Annotated in this window: 16 protein-coding genes; 8 read left to right on the forward strand and 8 right to left on the reverse strand. The window is 55.4% G+C overall.

Annotated elements, in window-relative coordinates; genetic code table 11:
* Positions 1–51 precede the first annotated feature (51 nt).
* The 3 genes from AC2FLG_RS12955 (at position 52) to AC2FLG_RS12965 (ending at position 3,507) form a co-directional block, all read left to right on the forward strand.
* Complete coding sequence (locus AC2FLG_RS12955; protein WP_142634967.1) at positions 52–1,311, forward strand: hypothetical protein; 1,260 nt, start codon at positions 52–54, stop codon at positions 1,309–1,311.
* A 70-nt stretch (positions 1,312–1,381) separates the two neighbouring features.
* Positions 1,382–2,893 carry an Asp-tRNA(Asn)/Glu-tRNA(Gln) amidotransferase subunit GatB gene (gene gatB / locus AC2FLG_RS12960; protein ID WP_496706497.1) on the forward strand — a complete coding sequence of 504 codons (1,512 nt, stop codon included), beginning with the start codon at positions 1,382–1,384 and terminating at the stop codon, positions 2,891–2,893.
* 182 nt (positions 2,894–3,075) lie between these two features.
* A complete protein-coding gene (locus AC2FLG_RS12965) occupies positions 3,076–3,507 on the forward strand; it encodes a DUF4177 domain-containing protein (RefSeq protein ID WP_281972785.1) in 432 nt (143 codons plus the stop codon).
* Between the two features lie 52 nt (positions 3,508–3,559).
* On the opposite strand, the gene AC2FLG_RS12970 is transcribed toward AC2FLG_RS12965, so the two are convergent.
* The gene (locus AC2FLG_RS12970) at positions 3,560–4,693 is read right to left on the reverse strand and encodes a glycosyltransferase family 4 protein (RefSeq protein WP_496706499.1); all 1,134 of its coding nucleotides are present in this window, start codon (positions 4,691–4,693) and stop codon (positions 3,560–3,562) included.
* 211 nt (positions 4,694–4,904) lie between these two features.
* Positions 4,905–5,159, reverse strand: coding sequence for a BolA family protein (locus tag AC2FLG_RS12975; RefSeq protein ID WP_142634975.1), 255 nt, complete (start codon positions 5,157–5,159; stop codon positions 4,905–4,907).
* Positions 5,160–5,266: 107 nt separating this feature from the next.
* Here AC2FLG_RS12975 and AC2FLG_RS12980 point away from each other — a divergent pair, with 107 nt between their 5' ends.
* Positions 5,267–5,893, forward strand: coding sequence for a J domain-containing protein (locus tag AC2FLG_RS12980; RefSeq protein ID WP_496689725.1), 627 nt, complete (start codon positions 5,267–5,269; stop codon positions 5,891–5,893).
* 5 nt (positions 5,894–5,898) lie between these two features.
* Here the strand turns inward: AC2FLG_RS12980 and AC2FLG_RS12985 are convergent, their stop codons facing one another.
* Entirely contained in the window at positions 5,899–6,786 is an 888-nt protein-coding gene (locus AC2FLG_RS12985) for a Hint domain-containing protein (protein WP_496706501.1), read from the reverse strand.
* A 450-nt stretch (positions 6,787–7,236) separates the two neighbouring features.
* On the opposite strand from AC2FLG_RS12985, the gene cobS reads away from it, so the two are divergent.
* Complete coding sequence (cobS, locus tag AC2FLG_RS12990) at positions 7,237–8,220, forward strand: cobaltochelatase subunit CobS (RefSeq protein ID WP_496690879.1); 984 nt, start codon at positions 7,237–7,239, stop codon at positions 8,218–8,220.
* A 93-nt stretch (positions 8,221–8,313) separates the two neighbouring features.
* Here the strand turns inward: cobS and AC2FLG_RS12995 are convergent, their stop codons facing one another.
* Positions 8,314–9,345 carry a hypothetical protein gene (locus tag AC2FLG_RS12995; RefSeq protein ID WP_496706503.1) on the reverse strand — a complete coding sequence of 344 codons (1,032 nt, stop codon included), beginning with the start codon at positions 9,343–9,345 and terminating at the stop codon, positions 8,314–8,316.
* Positions 9,346–9,596: 251 nt separating this feature from the next.
* On the opposite strand from AC2FLG_RS12995, the gene cobT reads away from it, so the two are divergent.
* From cobT to AC2FLG_RS13010, 3 genes are all read left to right on the forward strand, one after another.
* Positions 9,597–11,474 (forward strand): cobaltochelatase subunit CobT, encoded by a 1,878-nt coding sequence (gene cobT, locus AC2FLG_RS13000; RefSeq protein ID WP_496706505.1) that lies wholly within the window; start codon positions 9,597–9,599, stop codon positions 11,472–11,474.
* Positions 11,475–11,527: 53 nt separating this feature from the next.
* Positions 11,528–13,309, forward strand: a complete 1,782-nt coding sequence (locus tag AC2FLG_RS13005) for an aminopeptidase P family protein (protein WP_496706507.1) — start codon at positions 11,528–11,530, stop codon at positions 13,307–13,309.
* Between the two features lie 64 nt (positions 13,310–13,373).
* On the forward strand, positions 13,374–13,715 hold the full coding sequence (locus tag AC2FLG_RS13010; protein WP_142634990.1) for a DUF427 domain-containing protein: 342 nt from the start codon (positions 13,374–13,376) through the stop codon (positions 13,713–13,715).
* A gap of 339 nt (positions 13,716–14,054) precedes the next feature.
* Here the strand turns inward: AC2FLG_RS13010 and AC2FLG_RS13015 are convergent, their stop codons facing one another.
* The 4 genes from AC2FLG_RS13015 to AC2FLG_RS13030 all read right to left on the reverse strand — a co-directional run bounded on the left by AC2FLG_RS13015 (position 14,055) and on the right by AC2FLG_RS13030 (position 17,033).
* Positions 14,055–14,336: a hypothetical protein gene (locus AC2FLG_RS13015; protein ID WP_282021446.1), complete on the reverse strand. Its 282-nt coding sequence runs from the start codon at positions 14,334–14,336 to the stop codon at positions 14,055–14,057.
* A gap of 118 nt (positions 14,337–14,454) precedes the next feature.
* Positions 14,455–14,667 carry a hypothetical protein gene (locus AC2FLG_RS13020; RefSeq protein WP_496706509.1) on the reverse strand — a complete coding sequence of 71 codons (213 nt, stop codon included), beginning with the start codon at positions 14,665–14,667 and terminating at the stop codon, positions 14,455–14,457.
* A 48-nt stretch (positions 14,668–14,715) separates the two neighbouring features.
* On the reverse strand, positions 14,716–15,837 hold the full coding sequence (locus AC2FLG_RS13025) for an alanine/ornithine racemase family PLP-dependent enzyme (RefSeq protein ID WP_496706511.1): 1,122 nt from the start codon (positions 15,835–15,837) through the stop codon (positions 14,716–14,718).
* Entirely contained in the window at positions 15,834–17,033 is a 1,200-nt protein-coding gene (locus tag AC2FLG_RS13030) for an N-acetyltransferase DgcN family protein (RefSeq protein ID WP_496701679.1), read from the reverse strand. Before AC2FLG_RS13030 ends, AC2FLG_RS13025 begins: the two co-directional genes overlap by 4 nt.
* Between the last annotated feature and the right edge of the window lie 69 nt (positions 17,034–17,102).

The following is a 17,102-nucleotide window of genomic DNA, read 5'->3' on the forward strand; positions in this document are numbered from 1 at the left end:
GAGGCCAGTCTCTAAAGCTAGGTTACGATTTTTTTTGTTTCGAGTGTAAGCATGTTCCGGTTTCTGATGGCCCAAAAGGCCCGCGTTCCACATCCATCCTTGAAAATTGCGTCAGATTTCGACGCCGCCGATGCAGTGCTGGCCGCTGCTTTGCCAGATCAGGGTTCGGTAAATATCCCCGTCGCAAATGTCTCGGCCGATGAACTGATCGGTCAGGACGTCATCGAACTTGGCCGCGATCTAGCCCGCCAGGATCGGTGGGCAGACCTTTCTGCAAAGATGCGTGCCGCCGATGACGCGCGCGAAACTGCGCCCGATGGGATGCCAATCGCGGATTTGCTGGCATTCGGCGCTCGGTCCGATGTAGTGCTGGCGGTCGAACACGCTCTGTCCGATTATCGGGCATTGTCAGACTATGATCTTCTTGGCGGAATTTCTGAGCTTGAGGATGAAATGCGGGCGCATGAGGATGATCCGATGATCGCCCTTGTTGTGGCTATGGCGCATATTGACCTGGCATGGGCGTGGCGCGGCACTGCTACAAACGCAGTTCTTCCCCCCTTGCACCGGTCTCGCTGCACCGCCCATTTCGACCGCGCGGCCGATATCCTGCCAAAATGCCGCGAAGCCGCACCCAACAATGCGCTGGTTGCAGCTGTTGGCTGTGCTCTGCTGGCAGGTCAGCGCAAGTCCAATCTGCGCGTGGCTGATCAGTATGAACAGTTGATTACGTTGGACCCGCATAACCAACGCCATATGCGTGCAATGGGCACTCATCTGCTGCCACGCTGGTTCGGCAGCTATGAAGAGCTTGAGGTTCAGGCCCTGCGCAATGCAGCCCGTACCCATGACCTTTGGGGCGCCGGTGGCTACACTTGGGTCCAGTTTGATGCCATCGCCCTAGACGACGAAGCCTGCGCACGGCTGGATATCGAATACTTCCTGCAGGGTTTGCACGATATACTGCGCAACCGCCCCGACCAGCAGATGGTCAATATGCTGGCTGCCTATTGTGCGATAACCATCCAGAACGGCCTTGGGGGGAATGAAAAGGCCGACGCGGTGCGCGCTCAGATCCACGACGCGGCCAACTGGCTGATCCGTGATCACCTGACCGAACTGCATCCGCTGATCTGGGCCCATGCGGCACAAGGGTTCAATAACTCGGTCCGCATCAACTCGCCCGAACGGTTTGCAGCCCGCGGGCACCGCGATGCGTTGCGGGCAATCGGCGACCTGTTTCGCGAGGAACTGCGCAGCGGCATGGATGTGACCTTTACTCCGACAGGGTTGCACCTGTCCGGACACTGATTCCCCCTTGCCCCTTTGGCGCGCCGGGCCTAATACGCAGGCTTAGACTTCTGCGGAAATGAGGCGCGCCATGCTCGACCTGACATACGAAATGCCTAAGCCCAAAACCATTGCCGGGGCCAAGCACGATTGGGAACTGGTAATCGGGATGGAGGTGCATGCGCAGGTCTCGTCCAATGCCAAGCTGTTCTCTGGCGCGTCGACCCAATTCGGGGCCGAGCCGAACTCGAACGTGGCCTTTGTGGACGCGGCAATGCCGGGGATGCTGCCGGTGATCAACGAATATTGCGTCGAACAGGCCGTGCGCACTGGGTTGGGCCTGAAAGCCGATATCAACCTGAAATCGGCTTTTGACCGCAAGAATTATTTCTACCCCGACCTTCCGCAGGGTTATCAGATTTCCCAGCTTTATCAGCCTATTGTCGGCGAAGGTGAAGTTTTGGTCGAGATGGGCGACGGCACCGCGCGCATGGTGCGGATCGAACGCATCCACATGGAACAGGACGCGGGCAAGTCGATCCACGACTTGGACCCGCATATGTCTTTCGTCGACCTGAACCGAACCGGTGTTTGCCTGATGGAGATCGTCAGCCGCCCCGACATTCGCGGCCCGGAAGAGGCCTCCGCCTATATCGCCAAGTTGCGTCAGATCCTGCGCTATCTGGGCACCTGTGATGGCAACATGCAGAACGGCAATTTGCGGGCAGACGTGAACGTCTCGATCTGTTTGCCGGGGGCCTATGAAAAGTATCAGGAAACACAGGATTTCTCGCATCTGGGCACCCGTTGTGAGATCAAGAACATGAACTCGATGCGCTTCATCCAGCAAGCCATTGAGGTCGAAGCCCGCCGCCAGATCGCGATCGTCGAAGGTGGTGGCAAGGTCGATCAGGAAACCCGCCTGTATGACCCGGACAAGGGCGAGACGCGTTCGATGCGGTCCAAGGAAGAAGCGCATGACTATCGCTACTTCCCTGACCCTGACCTGCTGCCGCTAGAGATCGAGCAGGCCTGGGTTGACGACATCGCCGCCAACCTGCCCGAGCTGCCTGACGATAAAAAAGCGCGTTTTATCAGCACGTTCGGACTGACGGACTATGACGCATCGGTGCTGACAGCTGATGTTGAATCGGCTGCCTATTTCGAAGAGGTCGCGCAGGGTCGCAATGGCAAACTGGCTGCAAACTGGGTCATTAACGAACTGTTTGGCCGCCTGAAAAAGGAAGATCACGAGATCACCGACTCGCCGGTTTCACCTGCACAGCTTGGCGGCATCATCGACCTGATTTCCTCGGACGCGATCTCGGGCAAGATCGCCAAGGACCTGTTCGAAATCGTCTATACCGAAGGCGGAGATCCGGCGCAGATCGTCGAAGACCGCGGCATGAAGCAGGTGACGGACACGGGCGCGATCGAGGCCGCTTTGGACGAGATCATCGCCGCCAATCCGGCACAGGTCGAGAAGGCCAAGGTAAACCCGAAACTGGCCGGTTGGTTCGTTGGTCAGGTAATGAAGGCGACTGGCGGCAAGGCCAATCCCAAGGCCGTCAACGAGCTGATTGCCAAGAAACTGGGATCGTAGATCTTTCGGTTTTACTGATTTCGGCGGCGGGACTTTAGCCTTTGCGCAAAGTCCCGCCGCTTGTCATTTGTGGCACCAGACCCGCACCAGCAGATGTGCCGGAATTCGCCCGCCGCGCTATGATGACTTTCCCATTGTGATCAACCTGCTAGATTACCCGGAACTTACAGGTAGGAATTCCGATGCCCCGCTACGAATACAAAGTTGTCCCTTCCCCCCAAAAGTCTGCCAAGACCAAGGGTGAAAAGTCAGCCGAGGGACGTTTCGCTGCTTCTATTGAACAAGTGCTAAACCAGATGGGGCAGGATGGCTGGGAATATCAACGCGCCGAGTTGTTGCCCAGCGAGGAACGCTCCGGCCTGACCGGCAGCACCGTGAACTGGCGCAATGTGCTGATATTCCGCCGTGAAATTGATGTGCCTGTTGCCCCGACACCTGGCCCGACCGAAACGAAGGATGGCGTTGCTCTTGCTCAACCTGTTCCTGGTCCCGATACCGTTCAGGCCCCGGCCCCCATTGCAGAACAGGCCAAAGAGCCGCCTTTGTCGCTGAAAGGTGCTGAAACAGAAAAATCGGAAGACGAAACTGCAGAGACTGAAGGTCAAAAAACCTGATTGCCCTAACCGGGTCTGTCAAAAACAGCTGTCAGGAGTAGCGTTTTGAATCTCAGCTCGTGACGTCGCGAATTAGCGTGTCCCATTGGGCAAAGACCTGATCCGGGGACAGATCGGCCTTTAGCGTAGGTGACACCTTGGACATCTGCGCCCTGAGGTCGGGTTCATGGATCAGCTTCAGCACTGCCTGTTCCAAACCACTGACATCGTTGACGGGAACCAGATATCCGTTCCGTCCGTTTTGAATGAACTCTGACGGACCGTAATCGCAATCGAAAGACACGACCGGTATCCCGCTGACCGCCGCCTCAGCGACGACATTGTGAAACCCTTCGAACCGCGAGGTCGCTACCAGAATGTCCGCACGCTGCGCCCATTCCCCGACCTCGATCGTATTGCCGGGCAGCCGAGCAACCGACTGTAGCCCCAGATCATCGCGCAGTTTCTGCAGATTTTCCCGCTCGCTGCCCTCACCATAGATAATCAACCTGGTATCTGGAGTTTGGGAATGAATGCGCTGCATCGCCTGCAGCAGCATGTCGAACCCCTTTTGCCGAACGAGGCGGCCAACCGCGACCAGTTGCACACCCCGCCTCGTGCCAGAGGATTCAACTCGCTCAAAGGGGAGGATCGGGTTCGGAATAACCATCCCCTTCTTGCGCAAAGTGAAGGGAAGATCCGCCAATCCGCGATGTGTCAGCCCGACAACCTTTGCTGCCTTTATCCCCGCAATCCCCTGAAGCGGTGCCCAAAGGGGATGTGCGTCCTGTCGCAGCGGATTGTTGCGTTCAGAAATGATAACGGGAATCCCGGTTCCAACGCTTGCCAGAAGAGTCTGAACATTCACCTTGGTCAGGAATGAGATTACAACGTCCGGTCGGAATTTCTTTATGACAGAGCGGATATGCGTAATACGTGACGCCTGTCCCGTCGCCTTTTCTGCAACGCTGAGTTCAACATCGAGATGCATCGGGAAATAGGGACCATCGGTCGGCATCTGAAAACCGGTAACGTGAACAGCACAACCGCGCCGGGCAAAATGCCCTGAAACCATGGCGATTACTTTCTCTGCCCCCCCAGGCCCAAATCCAGCCTGCACAAAAAGAACTCTCAAAACCAAATACCTGAAAAACATCCCGTCAATGGAGGGTAGATTAGGGCCCGCGTTCGAGCAACTGTTATGCATGGAATGTTTTCACATTCAGGCTGAATTTCCTGATTTGTTGCCATCACTGCAAGAAACCGGTCGAAATCACCAAAACACCGAAAAATTACCGGCCGGCTTTCACCTATCCAACCCGCGACCCTGTGCCAATCTCTGAACGATCACGGCAAAACCCGCGAATTGTCTTCTCTGCAGGGGTACGACCGTTCCGGGCCGCGTTGCAAAAGCCTGCCTAAACACCGATATCCAATGCCAGAGCATGGATCCGCGGCACGATATCTCCAAGCGCCTTGTGCACTGCGCGGTGGCGGGCAACGCGAGATTGCCCCTCGAATGCAGCCGCGCGGATTCGGATGTTGAAATGGCTTTCACCACCTTCTTGGAATCCGGCATGCCCGCGGTGGCTTTCGCTGTCGTCAACAATTTCAAGCTCATGTGGATCAAACGCCGATTGCAGGCGGCTTCGCATTTCTTCGGTCACGGTCATTTTTACGCTCAGCGGCAAAAATATTACCGCCCCCCTCTTCTACTTTCGGCTGCTTAGACTAAACTGCTGCCTCCGAGTCGAGAAGATGCGTTCTTAAGGATCATAGCATGACGAAATCAGACCCATTTGGATTCGATATGTCCGTCTCCAGCGCGAAGAAAAAAAACCCGCGTGGACGGCGTGGTATGTCTGGCGCGTCTGAAACTTCGGTGCGAATCTGTGACCATGAGGGCTGTGAAGAGCCTGGTAAATTTCGGGCCCCGAAAGCACCGGATGTTTTGGATGATTTCTTCTGGTTCTGCCAGCAGCATGTGCGCGAGTATAACCAGAAATGGAATTTCTTCGACGGCACGACCGAGGCCGAAATGAATGCTCAACAGTCTAAGGACAAAGTCTGGGAGCGTGAAACCAAACCCATGGGCGATCCCGAGGCACGTGCCTGGGCCCGTTTGGGAATCGAAGACCCGCACCAGGTGCTGGGCGCGAACAGTACCCAGAACAAAGGGCGCACTACAGGCGGAGGCGGCCGCCGCCTGCCCCCGACCGAACGTCGCGCTATCGAGATTCTGGAAGCCAATGACAGCTGGTCCAAGGCCGAAATCCGAAAGACCTATAAAAAGCTGATCAAGGTGTTGCACCCCGATATGAACGGCGGCGACCGCTCGCAGGAAGAGCAGCTGCAAGAGGTTGTCTGGGCCTGGGACCAGATCAAAGACAGCCGGAACTTTAAATAGGCGTTTTAATTGCTGGCCATACCCTGCAGCGCCAGCACTTCGGGGCGTTTCAAGCAACGTAACCGCGTTCGAGGAACCGACGCCTCAGCACACAGTTCAGGGAATAGCGCGCGCAATTCGTCGACGTCTTCGCGGTGAAAGGATTGCAGCGCCCTGTCGCCCAGAAACAGGCTTTCGCTGCGCACGCCATTGGATGTCAAAATCTCGTGCCGTTCGCAGGCAATGTGAAAATATTCTACCGGCTTATCGGGCGGCACTTGATAGACCGTATCGCCATTGACCAAATGGATGGCAGCCGAAAAAACCTTTGCTTCGCCAAACAATAACTCGGCCCGCCAGCCTTCCAGCACGATCCGATGCTGAGGCGACACGTACAAATCCTGATCCGGCACCCCTTTGCCCAGGGCATTTCTCCGGATGCAGACAGGTCTGAACTTTGGCCTGCTGTGCAAAGCCATAGTGCTAAGAGCCCTTTTGCCGATCCAGACAATAGGCAGTGCCCCGCCATTCGAGACGAGCACCCTGTCGCCAACAACCAATTTCTCGACCGGGACCGGTCCGTTGTCGGTATCAATCAAAGTCCCGGAAACAAAACAGGGCGGGTCTGTTGGATCAAGATCCGAGGTCGTGATCTTCCAGTTCCCCAATGTCATCGGGCCCGTCGGGTTCGCCGTGTCCCAGGCATAAACCTGGCCGCCCACCCGAATGAACTCGCCAGATTCCCCTGTGCCACGGTAATTGCCTTGGCCAAGATATGTGTAGGTCTGGAACGTTGCCCCACCATCGAACGAGATCGTAGAGCCAGAGATAATGGCAGGAACGGTCGTGTCCTGAACGATCAGGTCTCCGCGGCCAGTGCTGTTGACAGTATGGAGAAGGGCATCAAAAGCCATTGGTCAGGCCCAGGATGCTGACGACCGAATGCGCCAACAAATGACCATGGAAAGTACAGAACTGAAAGCAGCCTGAACCAAGCTTCTCATAAACTACCTCACTCGGAACCCATTAAAACTCACTAATATGTTCAGTCTAAAACACAGTTACCCCCAAACTAAGTGATATTTTCATATTTGAATGCATATTGTTGCCTGCTGGCCAACAATATCGCCTGATGTAGAAGTGCAATTTCACCAAGACCATCTCCTTATGTGTAATCCGATTGGGCACAGTGCCTTTATCTGAAACGCACGGAGGCGGTATACCGAGCGCGTCAATACGAATGAAACTGCGCCTCAGTCTTTTAGCCTCGCCGCTTCCCCTTGCCCTTACCCGCAATATGTTGCACCACACACGGGTTCAGAAGCCCGCGCGGGGGCCGCGGTATCAGGATAAGGACGACAGGCATGGATTGGCCGATTGACGCAAACGCAAAACCAACAGAAGAGATTTCGGTCCGAGATGTGTTCGGCATCGATTCTGACATGCAGGTCAAACGCTTTTACGAACAGACAGAACGGGTTCCCGAGATCGACCCGACATATAAGTTCGACCCAGATACGACGCTGGCAATCCTCGCAGGGTTTACCCATAACCGCCGCGTGATGATTCAGGGTTATCACGGCACCGGTAAATCGACCCATATCGAACAGGTTGCCGCACGCCTGAATTGGCCGGCTGTGCGTGTGAACCTCGACAGCCATATCAGCCGGATCGACCTGATCGGCAAGGACGCGATCAAACTGCGCGACGGCAAGCAGGTTACGGATTTCCACGAAGGAATTCTGCCCTGGGCTCTGCGTAACCCTGTTGCGATCGTCTTTGACGAATACGACGCCGGGCGCGCAGACGTGATGTTTGTGATCCAGCGCGTTCTGGAAACCAATGGCAGCCTGACCCTGCTGGACCAGAACGAGATTCTGACCCCGCACAAGTATTTCCGCCTGTTTGCCACCGCCAATACTGTTGGCCTGGGTGACACAACCGGCCTGTATCACGGCACACAACAGATCAACCAAGCCCAGATGGACCGTTGGTCTCTGGTCGCGACGCTGAACTACCTTAGCCATGACGCAGAAACGATGATCGTTCTGTCCAAAGCGCCGCACTACAACACGGCCGAGGGCCGCAAGATCGTCGCTCAGATGGTCACCGTTGCCGATCTGACTCGGACCGCGTTCATGAACGGTGATCTTTCGACCGTGATGAGCCCCCGAACGGTAATCAACTGGGCCCAAAACGCCGAGATTTTCCGCAATGTCGGCTATGCTTTCCGCCTATCCTTTCTGAACAAATGCGACGAGCTGGAGCGCCAGACAGTGGCCGAGTTCTATCAGCGGTGTTTTGACGAGGAACTCCCGGAAAGCGCTGCAAGCACCAGCTTGGGATAACAAAATATACGGAATTTCCGGGGGCTTGTGCGTGGCACAGGCTTTCGGAAGCTCTGGTAGGGCCACATCATCAAAAGCTACGAAAGTTAGCTTTTATGCATTATTGGCCAAATGTGCCTGTGCAACTTCTTGAGCCGCATCTGGAGCCAGCAGTCCATCGTCGTCAAGTTTCCAGATTCCAATGTGATTGTCACAGAACTCGCGAAGATGACCGCGTTTACTGACGTCTTCCGCCAATTTGGTTAAACTATCCGCCGCCTCTGTGAAGTTATGCATGGCATAATCATCAAAGTCCTGGGTTTTCCACGGCCGATCATCGCCGAAATGAAACGTCAGACTGACATTCTTGAGCATCAGCATTCGTTTCGAGTGCGCAGCGAGATTGAATAGCATTGGCTGTATGACCCCAGACATCCCGAGGCAGGAATCTGTGCGAACAAATTGATCGAAAACTTCTTTGGAAAAAACAAAGCAGTCGAAACCCGGATGCTGCATACCAACCTCGCCCATAGACAGGGGGTCATGGGAAAACCCATGCGCATCGCCAAATGTCCGGCGATTGATCGTGATGGCATCGAAACCACCCGCAATAAGCTGACGTACCGCGCCATAAAAATAGGGCTGAAGACAAATATCTGCATTAGTGTAGATTACAAAATCTCCGGGTTTAGCAACGGATGCACCCTTTTCCAGAATATCAAACAAAAGTGGCAAAGGCCGAGGAATTCGAAACGTTCCGACATCCAGAACCGTGCGTTCCAGTTTTGTCGCAACTTGCAGGCCGTAATGGGCCTGAATCAGATCTTCGTCCCCATGCACCGGAACCTGCACCAAAGTTGTTTCACCTTCACCAGCCAACGGATCTGATTTGGCAGTCACCATGCTATCCAACGTAGCGCGCTGCACATCATTCATCGCTCCGTCGACAGAAAAGAAATTTACGATATGCACCAGGTTGATTGGGTCAGGATCTTTGTATTTGGGATCGAAAACGTGAACTATCTCACTCAGCGGCGTTGAGGGTGACTGACAGAAAACATTCTCGGCTAGCCAGCCGGAGGGCTGTAATTCTATGGTCTGTCTTTTGATCCCGAACAATTTTCGAAATTGTCTTCTGAGTCCCATAAAACCGTCCCAAACAAATAACTATATCACGCGTTCGTGTACCGTTCGTTTTGCATTGTACTGACGGAAAAGTCACCCCCAGTTAGAATCACAGGCCACGCAGAAGCCGGGCGTTGCCTCTTTTCTACAGGTCCGGCGTTTTTGCAATTCGGGCGTGCCGCTGATTACCCGGAAAACAAGGCCGACCCTATGGTCAAGACCTATGATTGGCTCTAGGTTGCCCGAGTAGAACAAGACCGGACCTGCCACCGATGAGCAAACCCAAAGACAACCCCGCTGATCCGTTCAAGAAAGCTCTGGCCGAAGCCACCAAAGTGATGGCCGACGATCCGGAACTTACGGTGAGCTATACGGTCGACCCGTCGGGCCTGTCGGGTGAGTCGATGCGGTTGCCTCAGGTCTCGCGGCGCATGACGCGGGAAGAGGTTCTGTTGGCACGCGGGACCGCGGATGCTTTGGCTTTGCAGCGACGCTATCACGATGATGCTACTCATAATCGCTATGCGCCTCCGGGTGACATGGCCCGCGATCTGTACGAGGCGATGGAGGTTGCCCGGTGCGAAGCGATGGGTGCGCGGGACATGCCAGGCACTGCGTCCAACATCGACGTCAAGATCGGGCACGAAGCGATCCGGCGTGGGTATGATCAGTGCAAACAGCCAGCTGACGCGCCTCTTTCGGTGGCCGCCGGCTATCTGATCCGGCATCTGGCCACTGGTCGCGACCTGCCGCCTGCGGCTGACAATGTCATGAACCTGTGGCGCGGGTTTATCGAAGATCAGGCGGGGGGCGTACTGGAGAACCTTGACGAGGTGCTTTCGGACCAGGCCGAATTCGCCAAGTTTGCACGCCAGATGATCAAGGATCTGGGCTATGGCGATCAGCTGGGCGATGACCCGGATGAGCTGGACGAAGATCAGGAAGATCAGGCCGAAGACGACGCCGAAGAACAGCCCGACCCCGACAGCACTGGTCAGGATGATCAGGACGAACAGGACGCGGATGCGACCCCTGAGCAGTCACAGGAAGAACAGCAGGATCAGTCTCAGGCCCAAGTCTCCATGGATGAGATGGCCGAGGATGAAATGGGAGAAGAGGCCGAGATGCCCGAGGGCGAGGCCCCGCTGGAGCCGCCTGCCCCTCCGCCTGCATCCGATGCTGATCCCGACTATAAGGTCTACCTGAGCACCCATGACGAAGAGATCGCCGCCGAGGATCTGGCGGAGCCCGCTGAGCTGGAACGCCTTCGGGCCTATCTGGATCAACAGCTAGAACCGCTGAAAGGCGCCGTCAGCCGTTTGGCTAACAAATTGCAGCGCCGGTTGCAGGCGCAACAGAACCGCAGCTGGGAGTTCGACCGCGAAGAAGGCATTCTGGACGCGGGCCGTCTGGCGCGTGTTGTTGCAAGCCCAACCACACCGCTGAGCTTTAAGGTCGAGAAGGATACTGAGTTCCGCGATACGGTGGTGACGCTGCTGTTGGATAATTCGGGCTCGATGCGCGGGCGACCTATTTCGATCGCGGCGATCTGCGCGGATGTTCTGGCACGCACGCTGGAACGCTGCAACGTCAAGGTCGAGATTCTGGGCTTTACCACGCGAGCGTGGAAAGGCGGGCTGGCGCGCGAGGCCTGGCTGAACGATGGCCGCCCACAGCAGCCCGGTCGTCTGAACGATCTGCGCCATATCATCTACAAAGGCGCGGATGCCCCGTGGCGACGCGCCCGACCCAATCTGGGGCTGATGATGAAAGAAGGTCTGCTGAAGGAAAATATCGACGGCGAGGCGCTGGAATGGGCGCATCGCCGGATGATGGCACGGCGCGAGCAGCGCAAGATTTTGATGGTAATCTCGGACGGGGCGCCGGTCGATGATTCAACGCTCAGCGTGAACCCAGCAAACTATCTGGAAAAGCACCTGCGCGATGTGATCGGGATGGTCGAAAAGCGCAAGATGGTGGAATTGCTTGCCATCGGCATCGGCCATGACGTGACCCGGTATTACGACCGCGCCGTGACCATCACGGATGTCGAGCAACTGGCCGGAGCCATGACCGAGCAACTGGCCGCTCTGTTTGACAGTGATCCGCGCGCACGAGCACGGGTGATGGGAATGAAGAGAGTAGGCTGAATCGCCTTTTCCATAACATGGCGTCGCGCGCTCCAAACTGATAGAGGTATGACATGTTTCAGTCCTTCGCCGTGACCGCACGGCCGGAACAGGGCCCGCCCCGGCTGGCCGATCTGCGGACCGAATTGGCACGCGACGGGTTGGACGGTTTCTTGGTCCCGCGCGCGGATGTGCATCAAGGCGAGTATGTGGCCCCGCGCGACGAACGGCTTGCCTGGCTGACCGGGTTCACAGGTTCGGCCGGGTTTTGCGTGGTTTTGGCAGATAAGGCCGGCGTCTTCATTGACGGACGCTATCGCACGCAGGTCAAAGCGCAGGTCGCCGCCGATTACATACCTGTTCCATGGCCCGAGGTCAGCCTTGCCGCGTGGCTAAAGGAACAACTCCCGCAGGGTGGTCGGGTTGGCTTTGATCCGTGGCTGCATTCGGCGGGTCAGATCGCGAAAACGCAGACCGACCTTGAAGGCCGAGATATTACACTGGAGCGCAGCGAGAATCTGGTGGACCGGGTTTGGCGGGATCAACCCGATCCACCAATGAACCCGGTAAAGCTGCACCCGATCGAATTCGCGGGCGAAAGCGCAGACAGCAAAATCGCGCGTCTGGCGCAGTCCCTGCAGGACGCGGGCTGTGGCGCAGCGGTGATTACGCTGCCCGACTCGATCATGTGGTTGTTGAACATTCGGGGCTCCGATATCGGGTACAACCCGGTGGCGCATGGGTTTGCTATACTGCATGCGGATGGCCGCGTGGATCTGTTCATGGCGCACCAAAAGCTGAACGTGGCGATGGCCGATTCAGTCACAGTTCATGCGCCGGACACGTTTTTGACGGCTGTCGCAGCGCTTGACGGTAAGGTTCAGGTTGATCTTGGTACGCTGCCACAGGCAGTGGCCGATGTGCTAGAAGGGCAGATGGTCGATGGCGGCGACCCTTGTGCGCTGCCCAAAGCCTGCAAGAACCCTGCCGAAATCGCAGGCAGTGCCGAGGCACATCTGCGCGATGCTGTCGCTGTGATCGAAACGCTGTGCTGGCTGGATGCGCAGGCCGCTGGCAATGTTACGGAAACGCAGGTGGTCACTCGGCTTGAGGAGAACCGGCGCAAGGATAATGCCCTGCAGGATATCTCGTTCGATACGATTGCAGGGACAGGACCCAATGGCGCGATCATGCATTACCGGGTGACCGAGGAAACCGACAGCCTGCTGCAAGACGGTCATATCCTGGTGCTGGACAGCGGCGGACAATATTTGGATGGCACGACTGATATCACCCGGACCATTGCTATCGGCAATGTGGGTGAAGAAGAAAAAGCCTGCTTTACTCGCGTGCTGAAAGGCATGATCGCCATGTCTATGCTGCGCTGGCCTGCCGGGTTGGCTGGACGTGATATCGAATCCGTGGCGCGTATTCCCTTATGGGCAGCGGGTCAGGACTTTAATCACGGTGTCGGGCACGGCGTCGGTGCCTATCTGAGTGTGCATGAGGGTCCTCAGCGTCTGTCCAAGGCCAGCCATGAGCCCTTGCTGCCGGGCATGATCTTGTCGAATGAGCCGGGTTATTACCGCGAAGGTGCCTTTGGAATCCGGATTGAAAACCTTTTGGTGGTGCAATCTGCCCCTACCCTGCCCAGTGGTGACGCGGAACGTCCCATGTTGGAATGGCGCACATTGACCTATGTCCCTATCGACCGACGCTTGGTTCTGACCGATATGCTGACGGCAGTCGAACGCGACTGGCTGAACGCATATCACCGCGAAGTTGCCGAAAAAGTTCGACCAAGGCTGGGAGATGACGCCCAACTGTGGTTGGATGCCGCAACCGCACCGATCTGACACCGCATCGTTACATATACCGGGCAGTGGATAAGCGCGAAACCGGACCAGAGGAAGAGCAAAGATGACCGAGATCACCATTCGCAAGACACCAGGCAAATGGAGCGTCCGTTCAGGAGGCGCCATTCTGGGTGAAACCACAAATGCTCTGGAATTGCTCGAGGGCGATCTTGATCCGGTCATCTATTTCCCTCGTACCGATATCGCGATGGCATTTCTGGATGTTACCGACAAGGTCACGCAGTGCAAACACAAGGGCCAAGCCACGCATTTTTCGATCGTCAACAAATCCTCGGTCACTGAAAACGCTGCTTGGAGCTATGAAGACCCGATCCATTCTGCCTTAGACATCAAAGGCCATGTCGCCTTCTACCCGCTTGATTCCGTGAAGGTCGAACAAATCTGACGTATGTCCCAGATGCGCAATACCTCTACTCAATCTAGTTGTTGCACAATATGAAAGGCCAGATCGCTTTGGCCTTCACGTCAAAATCTGGCTCGAAGTAAGTGAACGATCCTTTACGCTGGATACCACGAAAGTATCAAACGAGCCCGACCTGCACCTTGGGATTTCTCGCTGCGCCTACACTAATAACTGCTTTTTCCGGTATTCATGGCGCAGTTTCTTGGCAAAACCCACGCCCAAAATGGTCTGTTATTCTGGCACCAAATAGATTTGTTTTTGGTCGATCTAATGCCGCAAACAAGGTGAGTTTAGAGAGTTAAACTGAAGCCTGCTCAAGATCTAAAACTCATCAAATTCCGGAACATTTCCAAGCCTAATGATGAAACTCGGCGCCCCGACCTCGCCACTGTTCGGGTCCTCACTGACCATGTAGGCATCAGCGCCAGCGCAATCGTCGGATAGCGCTTCCCTTTCTGCTCTGTTTTGTGCCTCTGCTGCCGTGGAATATTCAAATTGCTTGCCAATTTTCAAGCTTCCTTGCCCTCCGCGACCGGGCTTATTTTCCACATATGTCTGGCAGATATAGTGAATTTTTTCTGAGCTCTCATCTGAGATTGTCATGGCAGTATCCGTAAAATGAGTATGGGTGCGATTGATGCATGGGAAAAAAATGCTCGCTAGCCGCTTTGTTCGTGTTTCGATCATTCCAGTCGCGCAAAAAGAAGGGGCGACTATCCTGTCACCGCTTTTTGACGGGCTTCGGCGGACAGGCTTCAGATAATGTATTCGCATCCCTTTCGAGCCGAGTTTTGCGGAGCCGGGCATTCTTGATCTGTCTTTGCTCTGCTTCTTCGTTGACCATTTCTCTAACGATCCGCGTTGTTTTGTCCATCGGTGTTTCCGCCTTGGGAACGTGTGCATAGAAGACAGTTTTTTTTGTCAGCTTTGCCAATGGTTATTCTCCTAACCGTTTTCAACGGTGCATTTATCAGTTGAGTGTTCAAATCGATGCTAGGTGATTGCCTGATCCTTGAGAGACATGCGCGTGTCTTGAATGACTGCCACGGAGCAACTTTGTCTTAACGTCAGGAGCGGACATAGCATTCATCAATGCACTATAGTTCATTTGGAACTTCATTTCCGATCCTACGCTTTGCGTCGAATGGTAAGTGCCAACGACAAGATGATCGCTTGTTGCACCGATAAACCTGTATCCAGGGGGCATCGAAAGCCCCAAAATGTTCGTGTCTTGCTGACCAACGGCCAGAATTATTTGTGTGCTCTGTCCGCTTTTCGGGACGAGGTGAAGTCTTTTGAATACCGGATCGCAGATGCTCTGAGGGTGAGATGCAGGTTTGGACCCTGTTTCAATTACCTCAGCGACAAGCGTGAAGGCATCCGTATACATCCCGCCTATCTGATCTCCGGAAACCGGATCAATGCCCAGAAGTATTGCTTCCCCCAGCCTTAGATCATTGATGCGACAAACTGGGTGTCCGCCGAGGGCCCAAGGAAGGTTGGCCGAGTTTCCGCCAGATACCGTGTGAAGGAAGGGACCACACTGCCCCTCTGTTTCATTCGCCAGGTCAGATAGGGCCTCCATATCTGCAGCATTCGGGGCAATTCCCCCCAGACATGCAAAGTTCGCTCCGATGCCTTTCAGCGTAACGCCGGGCATGTCCACCACTTGCTGTGCAACCGAGCCGAGGTCCTTTGGCATGATCCCTTCGCGCAGATCGCCCATCTCAACCATCAGGATAATGCCGTGAATGCAGTCTTTCCGGATCGCGGCGGCGGCCAGAGCGGTAATCACGAGGATTTCTGTATTGTAACTCGCCTCACAGTATTGGATGACCTGATCGACCTGACTCAGCATTGGTGTACGGATCAATGTGATCGGGCATGTCATGCCCGCGTTGCGTAACCTTCGCACGTTACTAAGCCGCGCTTCCGCAAGCCCCACAGCGCCGCCGTCGAGCATTGCCCGAGCGATTGCTGGATGCCCGCACACTGCCTTGGTCACACCGGTGACACCGATGCCGCGTATCTTGAGGCGCTCGACAACAGTCTTCGCATTGTGACGTATCTTGCTCAGATGCACCTCAATGCGAGGGGTACTCATATCGCAGCCACGGGTGTCGAGTGATGTAACCCAGGATAAGCGGCAACAACCATTGCAAGCAAATGCGAAGCCGGCCGGCTGAGTACATCCGTTACCGGCAGCCCGAGTATTTGTGACTGTGCAGCGATCGTGTCGGTTACTTCGGCCCCGGACATCCCCTCATGATTGAGCGTGACACCAATGACCTTTGTGTCAGCAAATGCTTCGATAAGGGCAATCTCACTTTCAGGCTTGGGCATCGGCATATTGGGAAAGTCACAGCGATGCGCGCGCTTTGGAGCGTGCTGGAGGATTACGGCGTCCGGCTGGCTGCCCCGCAGGATAAAGGCGGATGTGCAGAACGCCGGATGGCTCAACGCTCCTTGACCTTCGATCAATATGACATCGGGTCGTTCAGCCTCGGAAGCGTCAACGATCGCGCCTTCAAGTTCGCCGCAACAGAACTGCGGTGGTACGGCATCCATTGCCACCCCATATTTTGCACCCTGCATCAAACCTGTCTGGCCGGTACCAACAAGGACAGTCTTGATGCCTCTTGCGTTCAAAGCACGGGCTAAAACAGTCGCTGTTGTCCGCTTTCCGATGGCGCAGTCGGTTCCAAGAACCGCTATGCGCAGTGCTTTCACACCTGCAATACTTCCATCGAACAGGCGCATATCCTTGCTGGGTTTAGGTTTGCGAATATCTCGGATGGTGACTTTGCGTTCGGCCGCAAAAGAGGCGATTTCTGGATCATCGCCCAGATACTCATGCAATCCACTGACGATGTTCATACCAAGTGATATCGCGTCGAGAACAACGTCACGATCTGTCGATGAGAGCCTGCCTGTAGATGGTGCCATCCCGTAAATGAGGGTATCTGGGATTACGGCTTCATGGACAACAGCAGCGTCCAGACTTCTGAAGACCGGAATGTGGTTTACAGTATCGTCAAGAACCAACCCGCTGTCTTTGCCGTCGTGATCGCTATCTATGACAGACAGGATCCTGTAGGCCTGTGAATGACGAACAAGGCCATTTGCAGTTTTGCCATCCGCCTTGGCAAAGTTACCTTGGCAATAGACAATCGCAGTTGGCGGCAAGATGATCTGAGTGGCAGAAGTTGATCTTATGGGTTCGTCGCTGGTCAATGGCGGCGCCTGCGCCCCGCTAACAGGACGACGGATCGTGTTTGCCACGTTAAAGTCGGTTTTCATGATGTTTCCTTTGTGTGGTCGACACCCAAGGCAACACGGTCGTCACCATCGGATACCAAAGTCGAAATA

The organism is Ruegeria sp. CDSA193 (assembly GCF_059611885.1).

Excerpts from the sequence above, each read along its gene's own strand:
- AC2FLG_RS12955 (WP_142634967.1), top strand. The coding sequence starts at position 52 with ATGTTCCGGTTTCTGATGGCCCAAAAGGCCCGCGTTCCACATCCATCC.
- gatB (WP_496706497.1), top strand. The coding sequence starts at position 1,382 with ATGCTCGACCTGACATACGAAATGCCTAAGCCCAAAACCATTGCCGGG.
- AC2FLG_RS12965 (WP_281972785.1), top strand. The coding sequence starts at position 3,076 with ATGCCCCGCTACGAATACAAAGTTGTCCCTTCCCCCCAAAAGTCTGCC.
- AC2FLG_RS12970 (WP_496706499.1), bottom strand. The coding sequence starts at position 4,693 with ATGCATAACAGTTGCTCGAACGCGGGCCCTAATCTACCCTCCATTGAC.
- AC2FLG_RS12975 (WP_142634975.1), bottom strand. The coding sequence starts at position 5,159 with ATGACCGTGACCGAAGAAATGCGAAGCCGCCTGCAATCGGCGTTTGAT.
- AC2FLG_RS12980 (WP_496689725.1), top strand. The coding sequence starts at position 5,267 with ATGACGAAATCAGACCCATTTGGATTCGATATGTCCGTCTCCAGCGCG.
- AC2FLG_RS12985 (WP_496706501.1), bottom strand. The coding sequence starts at position 6,786 with ATGGCTTTTGATGCCCTTCTCCATACTGTCAACAGCACTGGCCGCGGA.
- cobS (WP_496690879.1), top strand. The coding sequence starts at position 7,237 with ATGGATTGGCCGATTGACGCAAACGCAAAACCAACAGAAGAGATTTCG.
- AC2FLG_RS12995 (WP_496706503.1), bottom strand. The coding sequence starts at position 9,345 with ATGGGACTCAGAAGACAATTTCGAAAATTGTTCGGGATCAAAAGACAG.
- cobT (WP_496706505.1), top strand. The coding sequence starts at position 9,597 with ATGAGCAAACCCAAAGACAACCCCGCTGATCCGTTCAAGAAAGCTCTG.
- AC2FLG_RS13005 (WP_496706507.1), top strand. The coding sequence starts at position 11,528 with ATGTTTCAGTCCTTCGCCGTGACCGCACGGCCGGAACAGGGCCCGCCC.
- AC2FLG_RS13010 (WP_142634990.1), top strand. The coding sequence starts at position 13,374 with ATGACCGAGATCACCATTCGCAAGACACCAGGCAAATGGAGCGTCCGT.
- AC2FLG_RS13015 (WP_282021446.1), bottom strand. The coding sequence starts at position 14,336 with ATGACAATCTCAGATGAGAGCTCAGAAAAAATTCACTATATCTGCCAG.
- AC2FLG_RS13025 (WP_496706511.1), bottom strand. The coding sequence starts at position 15,837 with ATGAGTACCCCTCGCATTGAGGTGCATCTGAGCAAGATACGTCACAAT.
- AC2FLG_RS13030 (WP_496701679.1), bottom strand. The coding sequence starts at position 17,033 with ATGAAAACCGACTTTAACGTGGCAAACACGATCCGTCGTCCTGTTAGC.